Source organism: uncultured Tateyamaria sp., from assembly GCF_947503415.1.
GTDB lineage: Bacteria > Pseudomonadota > Alphaproteobacteria > Rhodobacterales > Rhodobacteraceae > Tateyamaria.
In genome coordinates, this window is sequence record NZ_CANNDS010000004.1 from 166,688 (window position 1) to 184,475 (window position 17,788).

Consider the following 17,788-nt stretch of genomic DNA (forward strand, 5'->3'; position numbering starts at 1 on the left):
GTGGCGCGCGGATGGCTGATGAATAAGGTTATTTCCCAATGGCATAAAGCCGCGCCTCACCTCGGGCGATCATTTCGCCCCAGTATCTTAGGGCGCACCCAGACGTTCGCGGTACCGGACGGGTGGAACCCCCATCGTCTTTCGAAAGTCGCGGCGAAAGGTTTCTGCTGAGCCGAACCCGCAGACTTCCCAGACATCCGATAGCGGGATCGTGCTGTTTTCCAGCAACTCCGCCGCGCGAGACACCCGTTCCACCTTTAACCAGTTCAGCGGGGTTGTGCCCACTTCCTCATGAAAACGCCGCGCCAATGTGCGCCCGCTTGTGGCGGCGGTGCTGGCCATACGCTCAATCGGCCATTCTTCGTCTATGGAAGCTCGGATACGATCCTGAAGCGCCGCCAAACCAGATCCCGTTCGGGCCTTTGGTTCCGGGCGGGGTACAAACTGTCGCTGGCCACCGTCGCGTTGGGCGGGCAGGACCAAGCGTCGCGCCACGGATGCGGCAACCTGTGCACCAAAATCCTGACGGATGATATGCAGCCCCAAATCCAGCCCTGCCGCTGATCCCGCCGAGGTGAACACCCGCTCGCCTTCAACAAACAAAACATCAGGATCGACGGTGATGTCTGGATACTGCTCCGCGAGCTTTTCGGTGTAGCGCCAGTGGGTTGTCGCGGCCTTGCCATTCAACAGCCCCGCGGCTGCCAAGACAAAGACACCGGAACAGATGGACGCAACCCGCGCACCACGGGCGTAAGCTGCACGCAGGGCCTCGCATAACTCTTCTGGAACAGGCGTATCTGCACCGCGCCATCCGGGGACGATGATCAGACTGGCATCCTGCAACAGGCCAAGGTCGTCTGCTGCGTCCAACGTAATGCCACCGACAGCACGAATGGGGCCCGGTTCGGCCTTAACGGTCGCAAATGTGTACCAATTGTCGAATTCAGGTCGGGGCAGGGCAAAAAGCTCGACGGCAATGCCAAATTCGAACGTGCACAACCCATCATAGGCAATGGCGCACACCAGCGGGTGATCTTGGGGGGAAGAGGCAAATTTTGTCACGTTGGCAGAATCCGACCGTACATTGTCAATTGCGCCAGTATCGCGTTTTGTTCAGAGCTGGCAAGCCTGTTTCATCACATTGAAACGGAGACATGACGATGACAATCCAGGCTGACCTGCTCGCCGCAATCGAAACGTATTTCGACGCGATCCATGATTGCGACACTGCCAAGCTGAATGCCGTTTTCCACCCGCAATCGAGTTTGTTCGATGCCGACAATGGCACCGTGTTTGTCGAACCGATTGACAGCTTCAGCCGCGACGTCGCAGGGCGCGTTTCGCCCGCCAGCACAGGTCAACCGCGCAAGGCCGAGGTTCTGATGATCGATTTTCTGTCCCCGATCAGTGCCACCGTCAAAATTCGGATACGCGCGCATCAATCCGTGTTCCTTGATCACCTTGGCTTTGTTCTCGGGGCCGATGGTTGGCAGATCGTGTCCAAGATCTGGCACCTCGAAAGCACTCTGAGCGCTGACGAAATGACGCAAGGCGCGGCCGCCTGAGCACACCTCTCAAACCTCCCTGCAAATTGACACGAAGGAATACACAATGACCAAAATGAACGCTGTCGGATGGTTCGACATCTACGTGGACGATCTGGACCGGGCCGTGGCCTTTTACGAAGCAATGCTCGGCTCCAAGCTCGACCCAATGGGTGATCCCACCGGTGAATCGCAGATGATGAGCTTTCCGGCCGAAATGAGTGTCTACGGCGCGGGCGGTGCGCTGACCAAGGCTCCGCATGCGGGCCCGGGGGTTGGCGGAACAATCGTGTACTTCATGGTCGAAGATTGCGCCGTCCAACAAGAACGTGCGGTCAAAGCTGGCGGCACAATTGTCAGGCCCAAATTCTCAATCGGCGATTTCGGCTGGGTTCTGCTGTGCCAGGACACCGAAGGAAACATGATTGGCTTCAATTCGATGGAGTAACGCACAGATCGTCAATATCACTGCGGGCAGCCCAACGGTTGCCCGCTTTGCAAACCAATCGCCGCATATCCAAAACTGCAGGTCGCTCGCACCACGCAAGAGTACGGTTTGCCCCGCGGGCCATGAGTTCGAAAGGCTCTTGTTTTTGCGCGCACGGCGCATGGCCGGTTTGGTGAAGCCGCACTGCGGCACCAGTGATGAATGCCCCATATAGGCCGAAAGCACGCCAGTCGGTTTCGACTTCAATGGATTCCGCCAAGACCAAGGGCCCTTCGATGCGGAACGCCGGACCATCGCAGACCCACCCCTCGGCACCGCGATGTCAGCGATGAACCTTTTCGCGCAGCCCAGGCACCAACAGGCACGACATATTGCAACCTGCGGCCAGAATTGGAGCCTTAACACCATGGCGTCAGAACGTATCATCCTGAAGAAAAACCTGTTGATGCAGACCTATTTCAAAAAATATCTGAATTCGAAGAAACTCCTCTGGATCTATGACTTCACGCTCAATCCACCGGAACTGACGGACGCCATGGCCATCTTCCGCGGCCAGCAACGCGTCGCGTTCCCGATCCCCAAGAAATACACCGCAGCCATTGAAAAAGTGGCTGGCGCGCCCAATCCCAAGCTGTTCCCGAAGCTGCTCAAAAAGATGATTGATGAGTATGACGCCGTCTTCGAGACTGAATTGCAGGCCTTTTTCAAAACAAGGTTCTACTCTGAATACGATGCCGACATGCAATCGCAGTTCATGAGCAAGGTCAATTTCGACAAGATCTATGCATGCCTCAACGCGACGCCGGCCGAGATCAAGATTTTGAAGGGCTCCGGCAAGGCCATTCTGAAGGAAGTCTTCAACTGGCTCCGCATCGGAAGCCCGTCGCGGGCCAGGAAGGAGACCGAAAAACTCGTCAAGCTCTGCGCCAAGAAGAAAAACGCATCCATCACCGACGCCAAATTGGCCTTCAATCGGATCGACGACGAATTGAAAAAACAAGGCGCATTTGTCGGACTTGCATAAGGCTCGGCTGGCCAGCGAAGGTCGCCAACGCGTTTTGGCCCCGCTTTGCGCGCGACGCGGGGTTCACCGCCACCGAAGTGGAGCCATTCGCCTTTTGCGACACCACTTTGCGACCCGACGGGATCGCGTTCATGCTCATGCATCTGATGTCGCGATATGCTGTCGAAAACGAACACATGAGTGCGCTGGATGCTTCAGCTTGGTTTGATGAACAGATCAGTCTTGCACAGCAAGGGCGCTTCTTTTTCTCGCTGACCTATTTTCGGATGAGTGCGATCAAACTGTAGAGTGACTGAAAGCCCCCTGCGACACTCTCATCTTGAGAAACGAGAGGTCACAATTGAAGGCGGTCTTCATAGGCCGAAATGCAAATTCCCAACCGGGATTGGATGGACGGGTATTTCGCGAAAATTCCCGCTGTTGTCGAAGACCACAAGGGACAGTTCCTTGCAAAAGGAGGGGATCCTGAAGGTCTGGAAGGAACCAAGCCTCTTCCAGATGTGGCCTTCATCCTCGAGGTTCCCGACCGCGCAGATGCACGGAGCGTCTGGAACTCGAAAGATTTTCAAGAACGGACCAAGGTGCGCCAATCAGGATCGACCTTCAACGCCGTCCTGCTGGACAGGCTGAAGTAATTGCGCCGCTGAATGGCCTTCGCGTTCTTTTAGGGTTGCCAAGCCGTGGCACAAACATCGTCAAATGGCTGCTTTTCATAAGCAGACCTTGGTCAAACGTGCAGCCAAAGCCCGCTTTGTCCCGCGCCCCTGACATACACTCTCCAGAACAAACACCTGCCTCGAACCAGCAAACCGACCGCGACAAACCCCCATACCTTCGCCTCTATCCCGCCGCAGGGCTCTATACACACCCCCAACCACGCCCAGCACCGAACCCGCCCCTTTAAGTGAGCGTCCGAATGGTCTATGTGCGCGATCTGATCTTTCGGATGCGACCCTCATGACCATGACCCTCGCCATTGTCGGACGGCCCAATGTGGGCAAGTCGACGCTGTTCAATCGCCTTGTGGGCAAGCGCCTTGCGCTGGTCGACGACCAGCCGGGCGTGACGCGCGATCTGCGCGAAGGGGCAGGGCGTCTGGCGGACCTGCGCTTTACCGTGATCGACACGGCAGGTCTGGAAGAGGCGACAGACGACAGCCTTCAGGGGCGCATGCGCCGCCTGACGGAACGTGCCGTGGACATGGCCGATGTGTGCCTGTTCATGATCGACGCGCGCACCGGCGTGACGCCCACGGACGAGGTGTTCGCCGACATCCTGCGCAAGCGCGCCGATCACGTGCTGCTGGCCGCCAACAAGGGCGAAGGGTCCGCCGCCGACGCAGGGGTGATCGAAGCGTTCTCGCTTGGGTTAGGCGAGCCCATCCGCATGTCAGCCGAACATGGCGAGGGGCTGAATGACCTCTATGCCCAGTTGCAGCCGCTTGCGGATATGCTCGAAGAAAAGAACGCACAGGACGCGCCCGAAACGGACGTGATTGTGGACGAGGATGAGGACGACCCCGATTACGTCCCCGTGCCCACGAATGCCAAGCCGTTGCAGGTCGCCGTTGTGGGCCGTCCCAATGCGGGCAAGTCCACCCTGATCAATCAGATCGTGGGCGAGGATCGTTTGCTGACAGGACCCGAGGCCGGGATCACCCGTGATGCGATTTCCTTACGCACCGATTGGGCGGGGGCGGATGGTGTGGGCACGCCCATGCGCATCTTTGACACCGCAGGCATGCGCAAGCGGGCCAAGGTGCAGGAAAAGCTGGAAAAACTGTCGGTCAGTGATGGTCTGCGCGCTGTGAAATTCGCCGAGGTGGTAGTGGTTCTGCTGGATGCCGCCATTCCGTTCGAACAGCAGGACTTGCGCATTGCCGATCTGGCCGAACGTGAGGGCCGCGCCGTTGTCGTCGCCATCAACAAATGGGACATCGAAGACGACAAGCAGGTCAAGTTGAAAGAGCTGAAAGAGAGCTTTGAGCGCCTTTTGCCCCAGCTAAAAGGCGCGCCGCTTGTAACCGTATCGGCCAAGACGGGCCGGGGGCTGGACCGTCTGCATGATGCCATCATGCGCGCCTATGACGTCTGGAACCGCCGGGTGCCCACCGCTGCGTTGAACCGCTGGCTGACGGGTATGCTCGAACAGCACCCGCCGCCCGCGCCGCAGGGCAAACGGATCAAGCTGCGCTACATGACCCAGGCCAAGACGCGGCCTCCGGGCTTCGTGGTGATGTGCTCGCACCCCGACAAGGTGCCCGCAAGCTACAACCGGTATCTGGTGAACGGGTTGCGTCAGGACTTTGATATGCCCGGCACGCCGATCCGTCTGTTCATGCGTGGCCAGAACGATGCCAACCCCTACAAGGGGCGCAAGAAAGCGGGGCCATCCAAGCTGCGCAAACACACCGAAGGGCGGCGTGGATAGCGCGTTAACGCGTTATTCATGATTTTAAGTGATTGAAATATAAAGAAAATGCATGTGTCCCACGCTGGGACATCAGGGTTTTGCGGTAAATGCCCGAACGGTCGGACGGATCATCACAACCGCCCCCAACAGCGCCAGTGCCCCCACGGATCGCGGATCAAATCCGTTCTGAACGGCCACCGCGATCAGCGCCCAGATCACCGCGATCCCATAGGTCGGCGCGCGCCCAAGCCCGCGCTGGATCACCAATGCCAGCACCACCGCCGCCGTCACCATCATCCAAGCCGCCGTCCGCTCGCTGGTGAACCCGTACCCCGCCAGCAACAGCCCCAAGGCCACACAACTCGCCGCACTCAACCAGCCCGCATAAAGCCCCACAGGCCACGCCGCAGCCCACGCATCTAGCCGCGGACTGCGCCACAGGGCCACCAGCGCGGTCACGAGCATGACCCAGATCAAAACGGTCGCCCAAACCGGGCTGCGCACGGCCACCGGCAGCCACACAGATCCCACAGCCAACGACAGGGCCAGCGGCATCCGCATCTCTGCCCAGTCCGGCGCATTCCATCGCCTGAGTGCCCCAAAACCGGCCCCCACGATCAACCAAAGATAGATCACGCCCCAGATCACAAAGGCATATCCCGCGGGCTGAACCGGCGGATCTACCTGCGGGATCGGAAACTGATCGGCATCGAAGCCGCCGAACCCGGGAACCCAGAAAGGGGACAGGGCAAATGTCAGGGCAAGGATCAGGACGAGTGCAGGCATGGTATTCCACCGTTTACAATTGCGACCGGGCGCGTAACCTCGGGATATTCAGGTAAGGCTTTTGGCTGCATTTCAAGGACTTGGAAAGAGATGACACGCATAGCGATTTTTTGCGACGGAACATGGAACTCACCTGACATCCAAGAACCGACAAGCGTGCACAAATTGAAGCGCGCTCTGGTCAACGATCCTGCAAAGGGGCAGGTGGCTGCGTATTTCCCGGGCATCGGCACGGATGATCGCTTTGACGGGCCCATCAAGAAGTTCTTCAACCGATATGGTGGCGGGGCGTTTGGCTGGGGGCTCGATGCGAAGGTCAAGCAGGCCTATCAGTTCCTTGCGCAAGCGTATCAGGCCGGCGATGAAATCTACCTGTTCGGATTTTCGCGTGGCGCGTTCACGGCGCGGTCGGTCGCGGGCATGATCCGCAAGTGCGGCATCATCACCGACACCAGCACCGAAGGGGTCAATGCGGCCTTTGAACTGTATCGAAAACGCGGCGAACACAACCACCCCGATGCGCCGCATATTCGGCAAGCGCGGCGTGAGATGTCGCCAAAATTTGCCACTTCCGTCAGTGACTTGGCATGGCGGAACGACACGTCGCAGCTGGTGGCGATTTCGTATCTTGGTGTCTGGGATACGGTCGGCGCGCGTGGCGTGCCGCCATCGCTTTTGGGGCCCGTCGCATCCATGTGGAACCGACAATACAAGTTCCATGACATGGCGCTGTCGAGCCTTGTTCAATCTGCCCGGCATGCGCTGGCGTTGGATGAACGGCGGGTGTTCTACAGTCCGGCCAAATGGGACAATCTGGACGGTGAGAAGGGTCTGAATGAAGGCGACACCGGGCCTTTGCGTGCCTATCAGCAGCTTTGGTTCGTGGGTGATCACAGCGTGCTTGGGGGCTCGGGTGTGGAACAGCCCCTGTCCATGATTGCGCTGGAGTGGGTGGTGCAGGGCGCTGGGCGGTTGACGCTTGAGCCGGGCGTCAAATTTCCACCCAGTGATCCTGACCCTCTGGTTGACGCGCCCCGCCTTGTCTTCAAATGGTCGCCTTTTAAGAAGTGGCGCCAAGGCCCTGTGGCAGCTTGGGAAATTCATCCATCCGTTGAGGAACGTAGACAGGGGCGGTCCGATTACCGCCCCAAGTCCTTGCGTATCTAGGCGAGGATGCCGTTGGCCGTCAGCGTCGTCTTGCCGCCCAGATAGGGCGCCAGCGCGGACGGCAGTGTGACCGATCCATCGGCCTGTTGGCCGTTTTCCAGCACGGCAATCAGGCAGCGACCCACGGCGAGGCCAGAGCCGTTAAGTGTATGAACAAATTGCGGTTTTCCGCCATCTGCGGGCTTAAACCGGGCGTTCATACGGCGGGCCTGAAAGTCGCCGGTGGTGGAGACGGAGCTGATCTCGCGGTAGGTATCCTGACCGGGCAACCATGCTTCGATATCGAAGGTGCGGCGCGCGCCAAAGCCCATGTCACCTGTACACAGAACGACGGTTCTGTAAGGGATTTCAAGGGCTTCGAGGATGCCCTGGGCACAGTCCAGCATCCGCTTCTGTTCATCTTCGGAGCCGTCGGGATGGGTGATCGAGACCATCTCGACCTTCTCGAACTGGTGCTGGCGCAGCATTCCGGATGTGTCACGGCCCGCACTGCCCGCTTCGGAGCGGAAACACAGGGTGTGCGCCGTCATGCGGATGGGCAGGGCGGCTTCGTCCAACACATCGCCAGCGACGGTGTAGGTCAAAGGCACTTCGGATGTCGGCACCAGCCACATGCCCTCTTCGGTGCGGTAGCTTTCTTCGCCGAACTTCGGAAGCTTGTCCGTTCCGTACATCGCGTCATCGCGTACTAGCACAGGAGAGTTAACTTCCAGTAAATCGTTCTGATCGACGTGCGTGTCGATCATGAACTGGGCCAGCGCACGGTGGATGCGGGCGACCGAACCCTTGAGCATGACGAAGCGGCTGCCGGAGGTTTTGGCGGCGGTTTCAAAGTCCATGTTCGCTGCGACGCCTGGCAGATCGAAATGCTCTTTCGGAGTGAAATCAAAGGCTTTTGGATCGCCCCAGCGCTTCACTTCGACATTGTCGTCTTCGTCTGCGCCATTGGGCACGTCGTCCGCAGGCAGGTTGGGAATGCGCGCCAAAGCGTCGGTCAATTGCGCGTCGAGCGCTTTTGCCTCCTCCTGCATCTGCGCGATTTCTGCTTTCTTTTCAGACACAAGCGCGCGCAGGCGCTGGAACTCATCCTCGTCCCCACGGCCCTTGGCAGCACCCACCTCCTTGGACGCCTTGTTCTGTTCGGCCTGGGCGGTTTCGGCGGCGAGGATCTTGGCGCGGCGTGCTTCGTCCAACTCCAGCAGGGACGACGACATCGCAGCGTCCCCACGGCGCGCAAGGGCGGCGTCGAAGGCGGCGGGGTTCTCGCGAATGGCGCGAATGTCGTGCATGTCTGACCTCTGGGTTTCGTGTTTCGGTGGGGGTCGTATGCCTTATCGGCGGGCGTGGGAAAAGGGGGCAAACAGGGTGTCACCCCCCGTGCACCATCCGTACACCCCCTGTGCACCCCCACCGTCAGGGTGGGGTAAGGATTTGTTAACGTTTAGGGGCGCTCTGCGTCCAGTTTTGCCTGTCCCTGTACTGCAGCGGACAGCCGTGATCGCAGCCAGTCATCAGGCAACACCGCGACTGAACTTTGGGCATTTGCACCGCCGGTGCTTGCAACGACAACGCCAGCGACGGCCCAGCCCTGATCCGTTGCAACAAGGAAAGGGCTGCCCGAGAGGCCGGAGGTGGCTGGGCAGTCGAGAAACATCATCGTGCCGCTTTGACCAAGCGGCGCGCAATCGAGCCGTGCGGACAGCATGGCGGATCGGCTGGCCTGATAGCCCACGATGCCGAAGGACCGGGGCGGAGGCGTGGGTGCATCGAGGATCAGGGGTAGCGGTTTGACTAAGTCCCCCGGTGCTTTGTCCGCGAGCGTGACCACCGCCACATCGTGCAGGACCCGCTGCGCGCCGGTGGAGCCGCTGTAGCCGGGATGGATGTCGATGGCAGCGGCGGTGCTGTGCCAGACAAAATCACCCCTGAGCCAACCGGCGACGAAGTGCACGTTGCCTGCGGGTTGCGGGGTGCCGTTCTGCACCGTGACGCAATGCGCGGCCGTCAGCACGGTGTCAGGCGCGATCAAGGTTCCGGTGCAGGCACTGCGCGTGCGAAACTGGGCCCCGTTCATGCGCCCGACGGCAATCCAGTCAGAATGCGCCGCTTCGTCCAGTGCGGGAAGGCCCGGATTTTCTGTGAGGTTCGGTTCCGCCGTTTCGGCCGAGGCTGACATGGCCAGACAGGTAAGCGCGAGGATGCAAAACCAATGAATGACCATAGCCGTCAGCGTGCCATATCTGGGGTGGCTTTGAAAGCGTGCGAGCGCCCGGCATGAGCGCTTTTCCACCTTGCACAGGGCCGCCCCCGCCCATAGGTTCTGCCAAACTTTGCAGCGGGCCAGAATCCGCCCCCAAGACAAGGACGTTTCCCATGGAAGCCATCGGCCAGTTTATCCCTTTGATCCTGATCTTTGCGATCATGTATTTCCTGCTCATTCGCCCTCAGCAGAAGAAGGTCAAAGAGCATGCCGCCATGGTGGAAGCTCTGCGCCGGGGGGATCAGATCGTCACCCAAGGGGGCCTGATCGGCAAGGTCAGCAAGGTCAAGGAAGAGAACGAAGTTGAGGTTGAACTGGCCGAGGGCGTGAAGGTCCGCGTCGTCAAGTCGACCATCGCGCAGGTCCTGAACAAGACCGAGCCTGCGAAGTAATGCTTCAGATCGACAGCTGGAAACGGGTTCTGATCTGGGCGCTGTGTGCGCTTGGGTTGATCCTGGCGTTGCCGAACGGGTTTTACACTCGGGTCGAGCAGCACAATGACGCCGCACAGGCGATTGAGTTGGGCGCGGACACGCCGGAGAACCAGGCGATGCTGTCGCAATGGCCGGAGTGGATGCCGTCCAGTCTTGTGAACTTGGGGCTGGATTTGCGCGGGGGTGCGCATTTGCTGGCCGAGGTGCAGGTCGAGGATGTCTATGCCAGCCGCATGGAGGCGAGTTGGCCTGAAATTCGCGATATTTTGCGCCCGGAGCGGGCGACCATTGGCACTATCCGGTTGCAGCCATCCGCCCCTGACGAGTTGCGCGTGCGTATTGGTGAGCCTGCGGGCATGCAGCGTGCCTTGCAGGTGGTCCGCACCTTGGCGCAGCCGGTGCAGACCCTGACCGGGGTGGGGGCCAATGACATCGTGGTTCGTGCCGATGGGACGGATGTGATTGTTGTGTCCCTGAGTGATGAGGAAAAGCTGGCCTCGGATGAACGCACCGTGCAGCAGTCCTTGGAGATTGTGCGCCGCCGGATTGACGAGGTGGGCACGCGGGAGCCGACCATTCAGCGGCAGGGGTCGCAGCGCATTCTGATCCAGGTGCCGGGCATCGGGTCGGCGGCTGAGTTGAAAGAGATCATCGGGACCACCGCGCAGTTGACCTTTAACCCGGTTGTGAACCGCACGTCGGACGAGAATGCGGCCCCCGGCATTGGCAACAAGCTGGTGCCGTCGCTGGACGAGCCGGGGTTGTTCTATGTGATCGAGAGCGCGCCTGTGGTGACGGGCGAGGATCTTGTGGATGCGCAGCCGAGCTTTGATCAGAACGGCAGCCCGGCCGTGTCCTTCCGCTTCAACACGACCGGTGCGCGGCGCTTCGGCGATTACACGGCTGAAAACATCGGGTCGCCGTTTGCCATTGTACTGGATGACGAGGTGGTCAGTGCCCCGGTGATCCAGAGCCATATTCCGGGCGGGTCGGGGATTATTACGGGCAACTTCAATGTGGAGGAGTCCACCAACCTATCCGTGCTGCTGCGGGCAGGGGCCTTGCCTGCGGAACTGACGTTCCTTGAGGAACGGACCATTGGGCCGGAACTGGGGCAGGACAGCATTGATGCGGGCAAGGTTGCGACCATGGTCGCTTTTGCTGCCGTGCTGGTGTTCATGGGGCTGAGTTATGGTCTGTTTGGGCTGTTTGCCAACATTGCACTGATCATCAACATTGGGCTGATCTTCGGCCTGCTGAGTATGATCGGGGCGACGCTGACCTTGCCGGGGATTGCGGGGATCGTCTTGACCGTCGGTATGGCGGTGGACGCCAATGTGCTGGTGTTTGAGCGGATACGGGAAGAGCTGAAGTCGTCGCGGGGGCCCGCACGGGCCATTGAGCTTGGCTATGAGAAGGCGCTGAGCGCCATTCTGGATGCCAATATCACGACTTTCATCACGGCGGTGATCCTGTTTGCCATGGGCTCTGGCCCGGTGCGCGGCTTTGCGATCACGCTGGGTCTGGGCATTCTGACGTCCGTCTTTACCGCGATCTTTGTGACGCGGCTGATGGTGGTGATGTGGTTTGAACGCCGCCGCCCCAAAACGATCGAGGTGTAAGATGCGACTGAAGCTGGTCAAACAGGGCACCAATTTCGATTTCTTCAGCCGCTGGAAGCTGTGGTTGGGTATTTCGGCGCTGATGATGGTGGTGGGCTTTGCGTCTTTTGCCATTCAGGGGCTGAACTTTGGCATCGACTTTCGGGGCGGCACCACGGTTCGGACCGAAAGCACGCAGCCGGTGGACATCGGCGTGTACCGGGATGCGATGGCGGTGCTGGAGCTGGGCGATATCTCGATCACCGAAGTGTTCGATCCCACCTTTGACGCCGATCAGAACGTGGCGATGATCCGCATTCAGGCGCAGGAAGGGCAAGAGGCGGTGACGCCCGAAACCATTCGCGAGGTGCAGGGTGCGCTGAGTGCGGCGGTGCCGGACATCAAGTTCCTGTCGGTGGAATCCGTTGGGCCAAAAGTGTCGGGCGAGTTGATCCAGACGGCGGCCATTGCCGTGGTTTTGGCCATCGGGGCGGTTCTGATCTATATCTGGTTGCGGTTTGAGTGGCAGTTCGCACTGGGGGCTGTGGCCGCATTGGTGCATGACGTGATCCTGACCATTGGGGTGTTTTCAGAGCTTCAGATCAAGTTCGATCTGGCCATCATCGCGGCCCTTCTGACCATTGTGGGCTATTCGCTGAACGACACGGTGGTCGTGTTTGACCGCGTGCGGGAGAATCTGCGCAAGTACAAGAAAAAGCCGCTGAACGAGGTGCTGAACATCTCCATCAACGAGACGTTGAGCCGGACCGTCATGACCTCTGTCACCACATTGCTGGCGCTGATTTCGCTGTATGTACTGGGTGGGGATGTGATCCGTGGGTTCGTCTTTGCGATGATCTGGGGTGTGATTGTGGGGACGTATAGTTCCGTCTTCGTCGCCTCGACCATCCTGCTGTGGCTGGGGGTCAAGCGGGACTGGACGAAGCCTGATGCCAATGCGGGCAACCAGTTTGCCAATATCGACGCCTGAGGTGGCACTGGTCTAATCCCGTGTGCCAACTGGCCCTAGCTTGGCCGGTCCAACACTGCGAGCGTGGGCCATGATACCGAGTTGGATCGTGGACGCGCTGGCCTTGCCCGGCCTGTGGTGGCTGGTGGCAGCCATCGTCGCTGCCGGGTTGGTGCGCGGATTTGCCGGGTTCGGGTCGGGCATGATTATCATGGCGGCGGCGAGTTCGGTCCTGTCGCCCTTTGCCGCCTTGGCGTTTCTGGTTGTTGTTGAATTGTGGGGGCCGTTGCCCAATCTGCGCGCGGCGTTGCGCGACGGGGATTTGGCGGAGGCGAAATACCTGTTGTTTGGCGTTGCCGTGGGGCTGCCTGTGGGGCTTTGGACCTTGTCGTTCGTGAACCCGGAGGCGTTTGGCTGGGGTGTGTCCATTGCCATTCTGGTGTTGTTGGCCGCCTTGGTGTCCGGCTGGCGCTATGCCGGGTCGATGGGCCCGCGTACCATCGCCGGTGTGGGCACATTTGGCGGGTTTCTGGGCGGTTTGGCAGGCATTCCGGGGCCGCCTGTGATCCTGCTGTACATGGCGTCGGCCAAGGCGATTGCGGTGATCCGGGCCAATTTCCTGCTATATCTTCTGGGCATCGACGTGATGATGCTGGGCATCTTCGTGGTCTTTGATCTGCTGGAAGCGCAGGCTGTGATCATCGGATTGGTGTTGGTCCCGCTGTACATGCTCGCCAATGTCGCGGGCGCGTGGCTGTTTGATCCGCAGGCCGAGCGACTTTTTCGCACTGTGGCCTATATCGTCATCGCGGCATCCGCTATTCTGGGTCTGCCGATTTGGGAGATGGGTCATGCGCCTCAATGAGATCACCTATACCGATGCGATGCCTGTTGAGGGCTATGGTCCGGGATTTTTCCGCATTGGTGGTGAGGTGGTTGAAGGAGCCTTGCTGACGGGTCCCACGGGCACGGGCGCCTGGGGTGGGTATGATGATGCCGATGCGCTTTTGGCGCTGGCAGGACAGATCGACGTGCTGTTTCTGGGCACGGGGGCCGAGATTGCGCATATGCCGGCCGATCTGCGCGCACGCCTTGAGGAGGCGGGATTGGGCATTGAAGTGATGTCGTCCCCGTCTGCGGCGCGCACCTATAACGTGCTTTTGAGCGAAGGGCGGCGCATTGCGCTGGCGGCTTTGCCTGTTTGAGCGTGCGGAAGGGGGCCAGCCCCCCGCGCTTTGCGCGTCCCCCGGAGTTTCTTTGGCAAGATGAAGTTGGATCGGGGGCTTTTGGCAGGCGGCTCAATCCGTTAGCCATGTGTCATGGAATTGAAGGTTACTGATCTGGCCGTGGGCCGTGGCGGTGTGCCGGTGCTTGCCGGCGTGTCCTTTGCCCTTGGGGCGGGGCGGGCGTTGGTGCTGCGGGGGCCGAACGGGTCGGGCAAGACGACGCTGCTCAGGACTGTGGCCGGGTTGCAGGCGCCGATGGCGGGGTCTGTGGCGGGGGCGGAGGACCGCATCGCATATGCCGCGCATGCGGACGGGTTGAAGGCGGCCTTAACGGTTTCGGAGAATTTGCAGTTCTGGGCGTCTGTGTTTGGGCAGTCTGACATTGCGCCTGCTTTGGCCGCCTTTGATCTGGAGGGGTTGGTGGATCGTCGCGCGGGGCAATTGTCTGCGGGACAGAAGCGCCGGTTGGGGCTGGCCCGGTTGATGGTGACGGGGCGGGATGTCTGGGTTCTGGATGAGCCGACGGTGTCTTTGGATGCGGCGTCGGTTGCTTTGTTTGCCGATGCGGTGCGCGCGCATTTGGCGCGGGGTGGGGCGGCGTTGATGGCGACGCATATCGAGTTGGGGATCGAGGCCGATGTGCTGGATGTATCCGGCTACCGCGCAGCCGCGACCGAGATGGCGTCGGCTGATGAGGCGTTTCTGTGAGGGCGCTGTTTTTTCGTGATCTGGCCTTGGCTTTGCGGGCGGGGGGCGGCTTTGGTCTGGGCTTGGCGTTTTTCCTGATTGTTGTGGTGTTGGTGCCGTTCAGTGTGGGGCCTCAGTCCGCATTGTTGACCCAGATTGCACCCGGGGTGCTGTGGCTGGGGGCGTTGTTGGCGTGCCTCTTGTCGCTGGACCGGTTGCTGGCTGTGGATTGGGAGGATGGGGCGCTGGATTTGCTGGCGACCTCTCCCTTGCCATTGGAAGGCATTCTGGCTGTGAAAGCGGCGGCGCATTGGGTGACGACCGGCCTGCCTTTGGTGTTGGCAGCGCCCGTGTTGGGGGTGTTGTTGAACCTTGCCCCCGGCGGGTACGGGGTGCTGGTGCTGAGCCTTGCGTTGGGCACGCCTGCGCTGTCGATGATTGGGGCTTTTGGTGCTGCTTTGACGGTGGGGATCAAGCGCGGTGGGCTGCTGTTGTCGCTGCTGGTGCTGCCGCTTTATGTGCCGACGTTGATCTTTGGGGCGGAGGCGGCGCGGCGGGCGGCGCAGGGGCTTGATCCTGCCACGCCACTGCTGTTGTTGGCGGGCATCACGCTGGCCGTATTGGCAGCGATGCCTTTTGCCGCAGGCCTCGTGCTGCGGGTGAACCTGCGATAACGTGGATGTCGATTGAGAAGGGGCGCGCGAGCGCATAGGTAAGCGTCATGTCACTTTGGGAATATGCCAATCCGGTCAAGTTTTTGGCGCTCAGCGAGCGGGTGATGCCGTGGCTGTGGGTGTCGTCGGCTGTCTGTCTGGTGGTCGGGCTGATCTGGGGGTTCTTCTTTACCCCGGACGATTTTCGGCAAGGGTCGACCGTGAAGATCATTTACCTGCATGTGCCTGCGGCCCTGATGGCGATCAATGCGTGGTTCATGATGCTGGTCGCCTCGTTGATTTGGATCGTGCGGCGGCACCATGTGTCGGCGCTGGCGGCCAAGGCCGCGGCCCCTGTGGGCATTGTGATGACTTTGATTGCGCTGGTGACGGGCGCGATCTGGGGGCAGCCGATGTGGGGGACGTGGTGGGCGTGGGATCCGCGGCTGACCTCGTTCCTGATCCTGTTTTTGTTTTACCTCGGTTACGTGGCCTTGTGGGAGGCGATTGAGGATCCGGATACGGCGGCTGACCTGACCTCGATCCTGTGTCTGGTGGGCACGGTGTTTGCCGTGCTGAGCCGCTATGCGGTGCTGTTCTGGAATCAGGGGCTGCATCAGGGGGCGTCGCTGTCCCTGGACAAGGAAGAGAACGTGGCAGATGTATTCTACTTCCCGCTGCTGGTGTGCATCGGGGGCTTTGTGCTGCTGTTTCTGGCTTTGGTTCTGTACCGGACGGGCACGGAAATTCGGGTGCGCCGGACGCGGGCGTTGATGGCGCGGGAGGCGAAACTTGCCTGATCTTGGGAAATACGCGGATGCTGTTCTGTCGGCCTATGCCGTGTCCATCGTGCTTTTGGTGGCCATCGTGGGCCTGAGCCTGTGGCGGGGCCGCAAGGTGCGGGCTGAGATGGAAAACGTGGAACGCAGGAGTGGGCGGGATGGCTAAGGTGTCGCCCCTGATGTTGGCCCCCATTGGCATCTTTGCCGGGTTTGTGGCGCTGGCTGCCATTGGCATGTTTCGGGACAACCCGAACGAGTTGCCCTCGACCCGGATTGGCGCGCCTGCGCCACCTTTGACCGACGCGCAACTGGCAGACTACACGCCGGTTGCCGAGGGTGATCTGGCACGGGGCGAGGTGACGCTGGTCAACTTCTGGGCGTCGTGGTGCCCGCCGTGCCGGGCGGAGCATCCAAAGCTGTTGGAGATGGCGGCGGAGGGCATTCCGATTGTGGGCGTGAACTTCCGCGATACCGAAGGGCCCGCATCGCAATACCTGGATAACGATGGCAATCCGTTTGTCGCGGTGGCCTTTGATCCGGCGGCGCGGTCGGCGATTGACTGGGGGGTTACGGCACCGCCCGAGACCTTCATTCTGGATGCGGACGGAACCGTTCTGTTCCGCTTTCAGGGGCCGCTGGTCGGGTCGGACTACGAGAACCGGTTTTTGCCTGCGCTGGAAGCCGCACAAAGCCAGTAAGCCGACATGAATAAGCACCGCGAACGATGTCGCGGTGATTTGATATTGGTGCCTTTGAGCGGAATTACGCGGCTTGCTGACGGCGACGCATCCAGGCGAAGGCCCCGAGGCCAGCGATCAACAATGGGAAGCCAGCAGGCAGCGGAACAGCGCTGACTTCGAATTCGCCCAGCGCACCGGACCCTGCGAAGTCAATTCGAAGCGTGTCACCGACTGCGTCGGCAAAGCCCAGCAAAGTGAATTCATTGTTGTTCGGATTGCCACCTGTTTCGGACTCGTTGGTTCTGTCCAACGTGAATGAGGCCACTTCGTCCGTGCCGTTGAACAGCGTTGCACTTGTGCCCACTTCGGCGTCCAGCAGGAACACGGAGGCGAAAGACCACAGCGAGTCAAAGCTGAAGATCAGGGAGCCTCCGACAACATCATCGGGCCCGCCGGTCGCATTCTCCTGCACGATCAGTGCATTTCCAAATGCGCGACGATCGTTGCTGTCCTCGGCATTGGTGAATGGCGATGTCAGGTCCGGATCGTTTCCGGTGCTGACCGTCCCACTGTCGGTGTCGAACACAACGGCTTCGGCGACGCCTCCGATTGCCGCGATATCAGCAATCACACCACCGCCCAGATCTGCATCCAGCCCCAGAATGTCGCCTTCGTCGAAGTCGTTGAAATTGATGGTGGCCGCTGTTGCGGCACTTCCAAGACCCACGCAGAAAAGGGCCGCAGTCAAAATCGTTTTCATAATTATCCCCAGTTCAATTACGTACCAATTTTTCCAATATCTAATAATTAGTAAAAAGATTCCGGAAAATTCTCAATGAATTATAGCCGTAAGCAATTCACAACTGTGAGATGCGCGGATTGGTCGAACGCGTTTGCCCAGGATTAATCGCATGTCGTTGCGTCGCGTCTGGGCCAGCCATGACCGTGCGTCAGGGCCGGGTAATTGGGATTTTAGCTTGGTGTGAGGTCGCTTTAATCGGCAGTCTGCGTTGCGTGAAGTGCCTGACACAGCTGTGAATTTCGCAGTTTCTGGAGATTTAGCGGCTGCACTTGTGCCTGCTCATCGAGGCACAGAAACGGGGCGCGGTTT

The 17,788-nt window shown here is 60.0% G+C and carries 22 protein-coding genes; 17 read left to right on the top strand and 5 right to left on the bottom strand.

What is annotated here, in order from left to right:
- Window positions 1-87: 87 nt before the first annotated feature.
- Entirely contained in the window at window positions 88-1,065 is a 978-nt protein-coding gene (gene ftrA, locus Q1A32_RS19700) for a transcriptional regulator FtrA (protein ID WP_299657153.1), read from the bottom strand.
- 98 nt (window positions 1,066-1,163) lie between these two features.
- Here ftrA and Q1A32_RS19705 point away from each other — a divergent pair, with 98 nt between their 5' ends.
- The 6 genes from Q1A32_RS19705 (at window position 1,164) to der (ending at window position 5,449) form a co-directional block, all read left to right on the top strand.
- On the top strand, window positions 1,164-1,568 hold the full coding sequence (locus Q1A32_RS19705; RefSeq protein ID WP_299657156.1) for a nuclear transport factor 2 family protein: 405 nt from the start codon (window positions 1,164-1,166) through the stop codon (window positions 1,566-1,568).
- Window positions 1,569-1,614: 46 nt separating this feature from the next.
- A complete protein-coding gene (locus Q1A32_RS19710; RefSeq protein ID WP_299657161.1) occupies window positions 1,615-1,995 on the top strand; it encodes a VOC family protein in 381 nt (126 codons plus the stop codon).
- Between the two features lie 406 nt (window positions 1,996-2,401).
- Window positions 2,402-3,019 carry a hypothetical protein gene (locus tag Q1A32_RS19715; RefSeq protein WP_299657164.1) on the top strand — a complete coding sequence of 206 codons (618 nt, stop codon included), beginning with the start codon at window positions 2,402-2,404 and terminating at the stop codon, window positions 3,017-3,019.
- A gap of 131 nt (window positions 3,020-3,150) precedes the next feature.
- On the top strand, window positions 3,151-3,306 hold the full coding sequence (locus Q1A32_RS19720) for a hypothetical protein (RefSeq protein ID WP_299657167.1): 156 nt from the start codon (window positions 3,151-3,153) through the stop codon (window positions 3,304-3,306).
- Window positions 3,307-3,384: 78 nt separating this feature from the next.
- Entirely contained in the window at window positions 3,385-3,654 is a 270-nt protein-coding gene (locus Q1A32_RS19725) for a DUF1330 domain-containing protein (RefSeq protein WP_299657170.1), read from the top strand.
- Window positions 3,655-3,976: 322 nt separating this feature from the next.
- Window positions 3,977-5,449, top strand: coding sequence for a ribosome biogenesis GTPase Der (gene der, locus Q1A32_RS19730; RefSeq protein ID WP_299657173.1), 1,473 nt, complete (start codon window positions 3,977-3,979; stop codon window positions 5,447-5,449).
- A gap of 72 nt (window positions 5,450-5,521) precedes the next feature.
- Here the strand turns inward: der and Q1A32_RS19735 are convergent, their stop codons facing one another.
- Window positions 5,522-6,217 (bottom strand): hypothetical protein, encoded by a 696-nt coding sequence (locus Q1A32_RS19735; RefSeq protein ID WP_299657176.1) that lies wholly within the window; start codon window positions 6,215-6,217, stop codon window positions 5,522-5,524.
- A 90-nt stretch (window positions 6,218-6,307) separates the two neighbouring features.
- On the opposite strand from Q1A32_RS19735, the gene Q1A32_RS19740 reads away from it, so the two are divergent.
- Entirely contained in the window at window positions 6,308-7,384 is a 1,077-nt protein-coding gene (locus Q1A32_RS19740; RefSeq protein ID WP_299657178.1) for a DUF2235 domain-containing protein, read from the top strand.
- On the opposite strand, the gene serS is transcribed toward Q1A32_RS19740, so the two are convergent.
- Together serS and Q1A32_RS19750 are read right to left on the bottom strand one after the other, a co-directional pair.
- Window positions 7,381-8,673 carry a serine--tRNA ligase gene (serS, locus tag Q1A32_RS19745; RefSeq protein ID WP_299657181.1) on the bottom strand — a complete coding sequence of 431 codons (1,293 nt, stop codon included), beginning with the start codon at window positions 8,671-8,673 and terminating at the stop codon, window positions 7,381-7,383. The two genes, Q1A32_RS19740 and serS, sit on opposite strands and share 4 nt — an antisense overlap.
- A 152-nt stretch (window positions 8,674-8,825) precedes the next feature.
- The gene (locus Q1A32_RS19750) at window positions 8,826-9,605 is read right to left on the bottom strand and encodes a serine protease (protein WP_299657184.1); all 780 of its coding nucleotides are present in this window, start codon (window positions 9,603-9,605) and stop codon (window positions 8,826-8,828) included.
- 152 nt (window positions 9,606-9,757) lie between these two features.
- Here Q1A32_RS19750 and yajC point away from each other — a divergent pair, with 152 nt between their 5' ends.
- The 10 genes from yajC (at window position 9,758) to Q1A32_RS19800 (ending at window position 16,695) form a co-directional block, all read left to right on the top strand.
- Complete coding sequence (gene yajC / locus Q1A32_RS19755) at window positions 9,758-10,036, top strand: preprotein translocase subunit YajC (RefSeq protein ID WP_299657187.1); 279 nt, start codon at window positions 9,758-9,760, stop codon at window positions 10,034-10,036.
- Window positions 10,036-11,700, top strand: a complete 1,665-nt coding sequence (secD, locus tag Q1A32_RS19760) for a protein translocase subunit SecD (protein ID WP_299657190.1) — start codon at window positions 10,036-10,038, stop codon at window positions 11,698-11,700. Before yajC ends, secD begins: the two co-directional genes overlap by 1 nt.
- 1 nt (window position 11,701) lies before the next feature.
- Window positions 11,702-12,670 carry a protein translocase subunit SecF gene (gene secF / locus Q1A32_RS19765; protein ID WP_299657193.1) on the top strand — a complete coding sequence of 323 codons (969 nt, stop codon included), beginning with the start codon at window positions 11,702-11,704 and terminating at the stop codon, window positions 12,668-12,670.
- Between the two features lie 70 nt (window positions 12,671-12,740).
- Window positions 12,741-13,514, top strand: a complete 774-nt coding sequence (locus Q1A32_RS19770; RefSeq protein WP_299657196.1) for a TSUP family transporter — start codon at window positions 12,741-12,743, stop codon at window positions 13,512-13,514.
- Window positions 13,501-13,854, top strand: coding sequence for an Mth938-like domain-containing protein (locus Q1A32_RS19775; RefSeq protein ID WP_299657199.1), 354 nt, complete (start codon window positions 13,501-13,503; stop codon window positions 13,852-13,854). Before Q1A32_RS19770 ends, Q1A32_RS19775 begins: the two co-directional genes overlap by 14 nt.
- Window positions 13,855-13,968: 114 nt before the next feature.
- Entirely contained in the window at window positions 13,969-14,583 is a 615-nt protein-coding gene (ccmA, locus tag Q1A32_RS19780) for a heme ABC exporter ATP-binding protein CcmA (protein ID WP_299657202.1), read from the top strand.
- Window positions 14,580-15,236: a heme exporter protein CcmB gene (gene ccmB, locus Q1A32_RS19785; protein ID WP_299657205.1), complete on the top strand. Its 657-nt coding sequence runs from the start codon at window positions 14,580-14,582 to the stop codon at window positions 15,234-15,236. Before ccmA ends, ccmB begins: the two co-directional genes overlap by 4 nt.
- 47 nt (window positions 15,237-15,283) lie before the next feature.
- On the top strand, window positions 15,284-16,015 hold the full coding sequence (locus Q1A32_RS19790; protein WP_299657208.1) for a heme ABC transporter permease: 732 nt from the start codon (window positions 15,284-15,286) through the stop codon (window positions 16,013-16,015).
- The gene (ccmD, locus tag Q1A32_RS19795; protein WP_299657211.1) at window positions 16,008-16,163 is read left to right on the top strand and encodes a heme exporter protein CcmD; all 156 of its coding nucleotides are present in this window, start codon (window positions 16,008-16,010) and stop codon (window positions 16,161-16,163) included. The genes Q1A32_RS19790 and ccmD overlap by 8 nt, the downstream gene beginning before the upstream one ends.
- On the top strand, window positions 16,156-16,695 hold the full coding sequence (locus Q1A32_RS19800; RefSeq protein WP_299657214.1) for a DsbE family thiol:disulfide interchange protein: 540 nt from the start codon (window positions 16,156-16,158) through the stop codon (window positions 16,693-16,695). Before ccmD ends, Q1A32_RS19800 begins: the two co-directional genes overlap by 8 nt.
- Before the next feature lie 64 nt (window positions 16,696-16,759).
- Here Q1A32_RS19800 and Q1A32_RS19805 read toward each other — a convergent pair whose 3' ends face one another.
- Window positions 16,760-17,437 (bottom strand): VPLPA-CTERM sorting domain-containing protein, encoded by a 678-nt coding sequence (locus tag Q1A32_RS19805; RefSeq protein WP_299657217.1) that lies wholly within the window; start codon window positions 17,435-17,437, stop codon window positions 16,760-16,762.
- Window positions 17,438-17,788 lie beyond the last annotated feature (351 nt).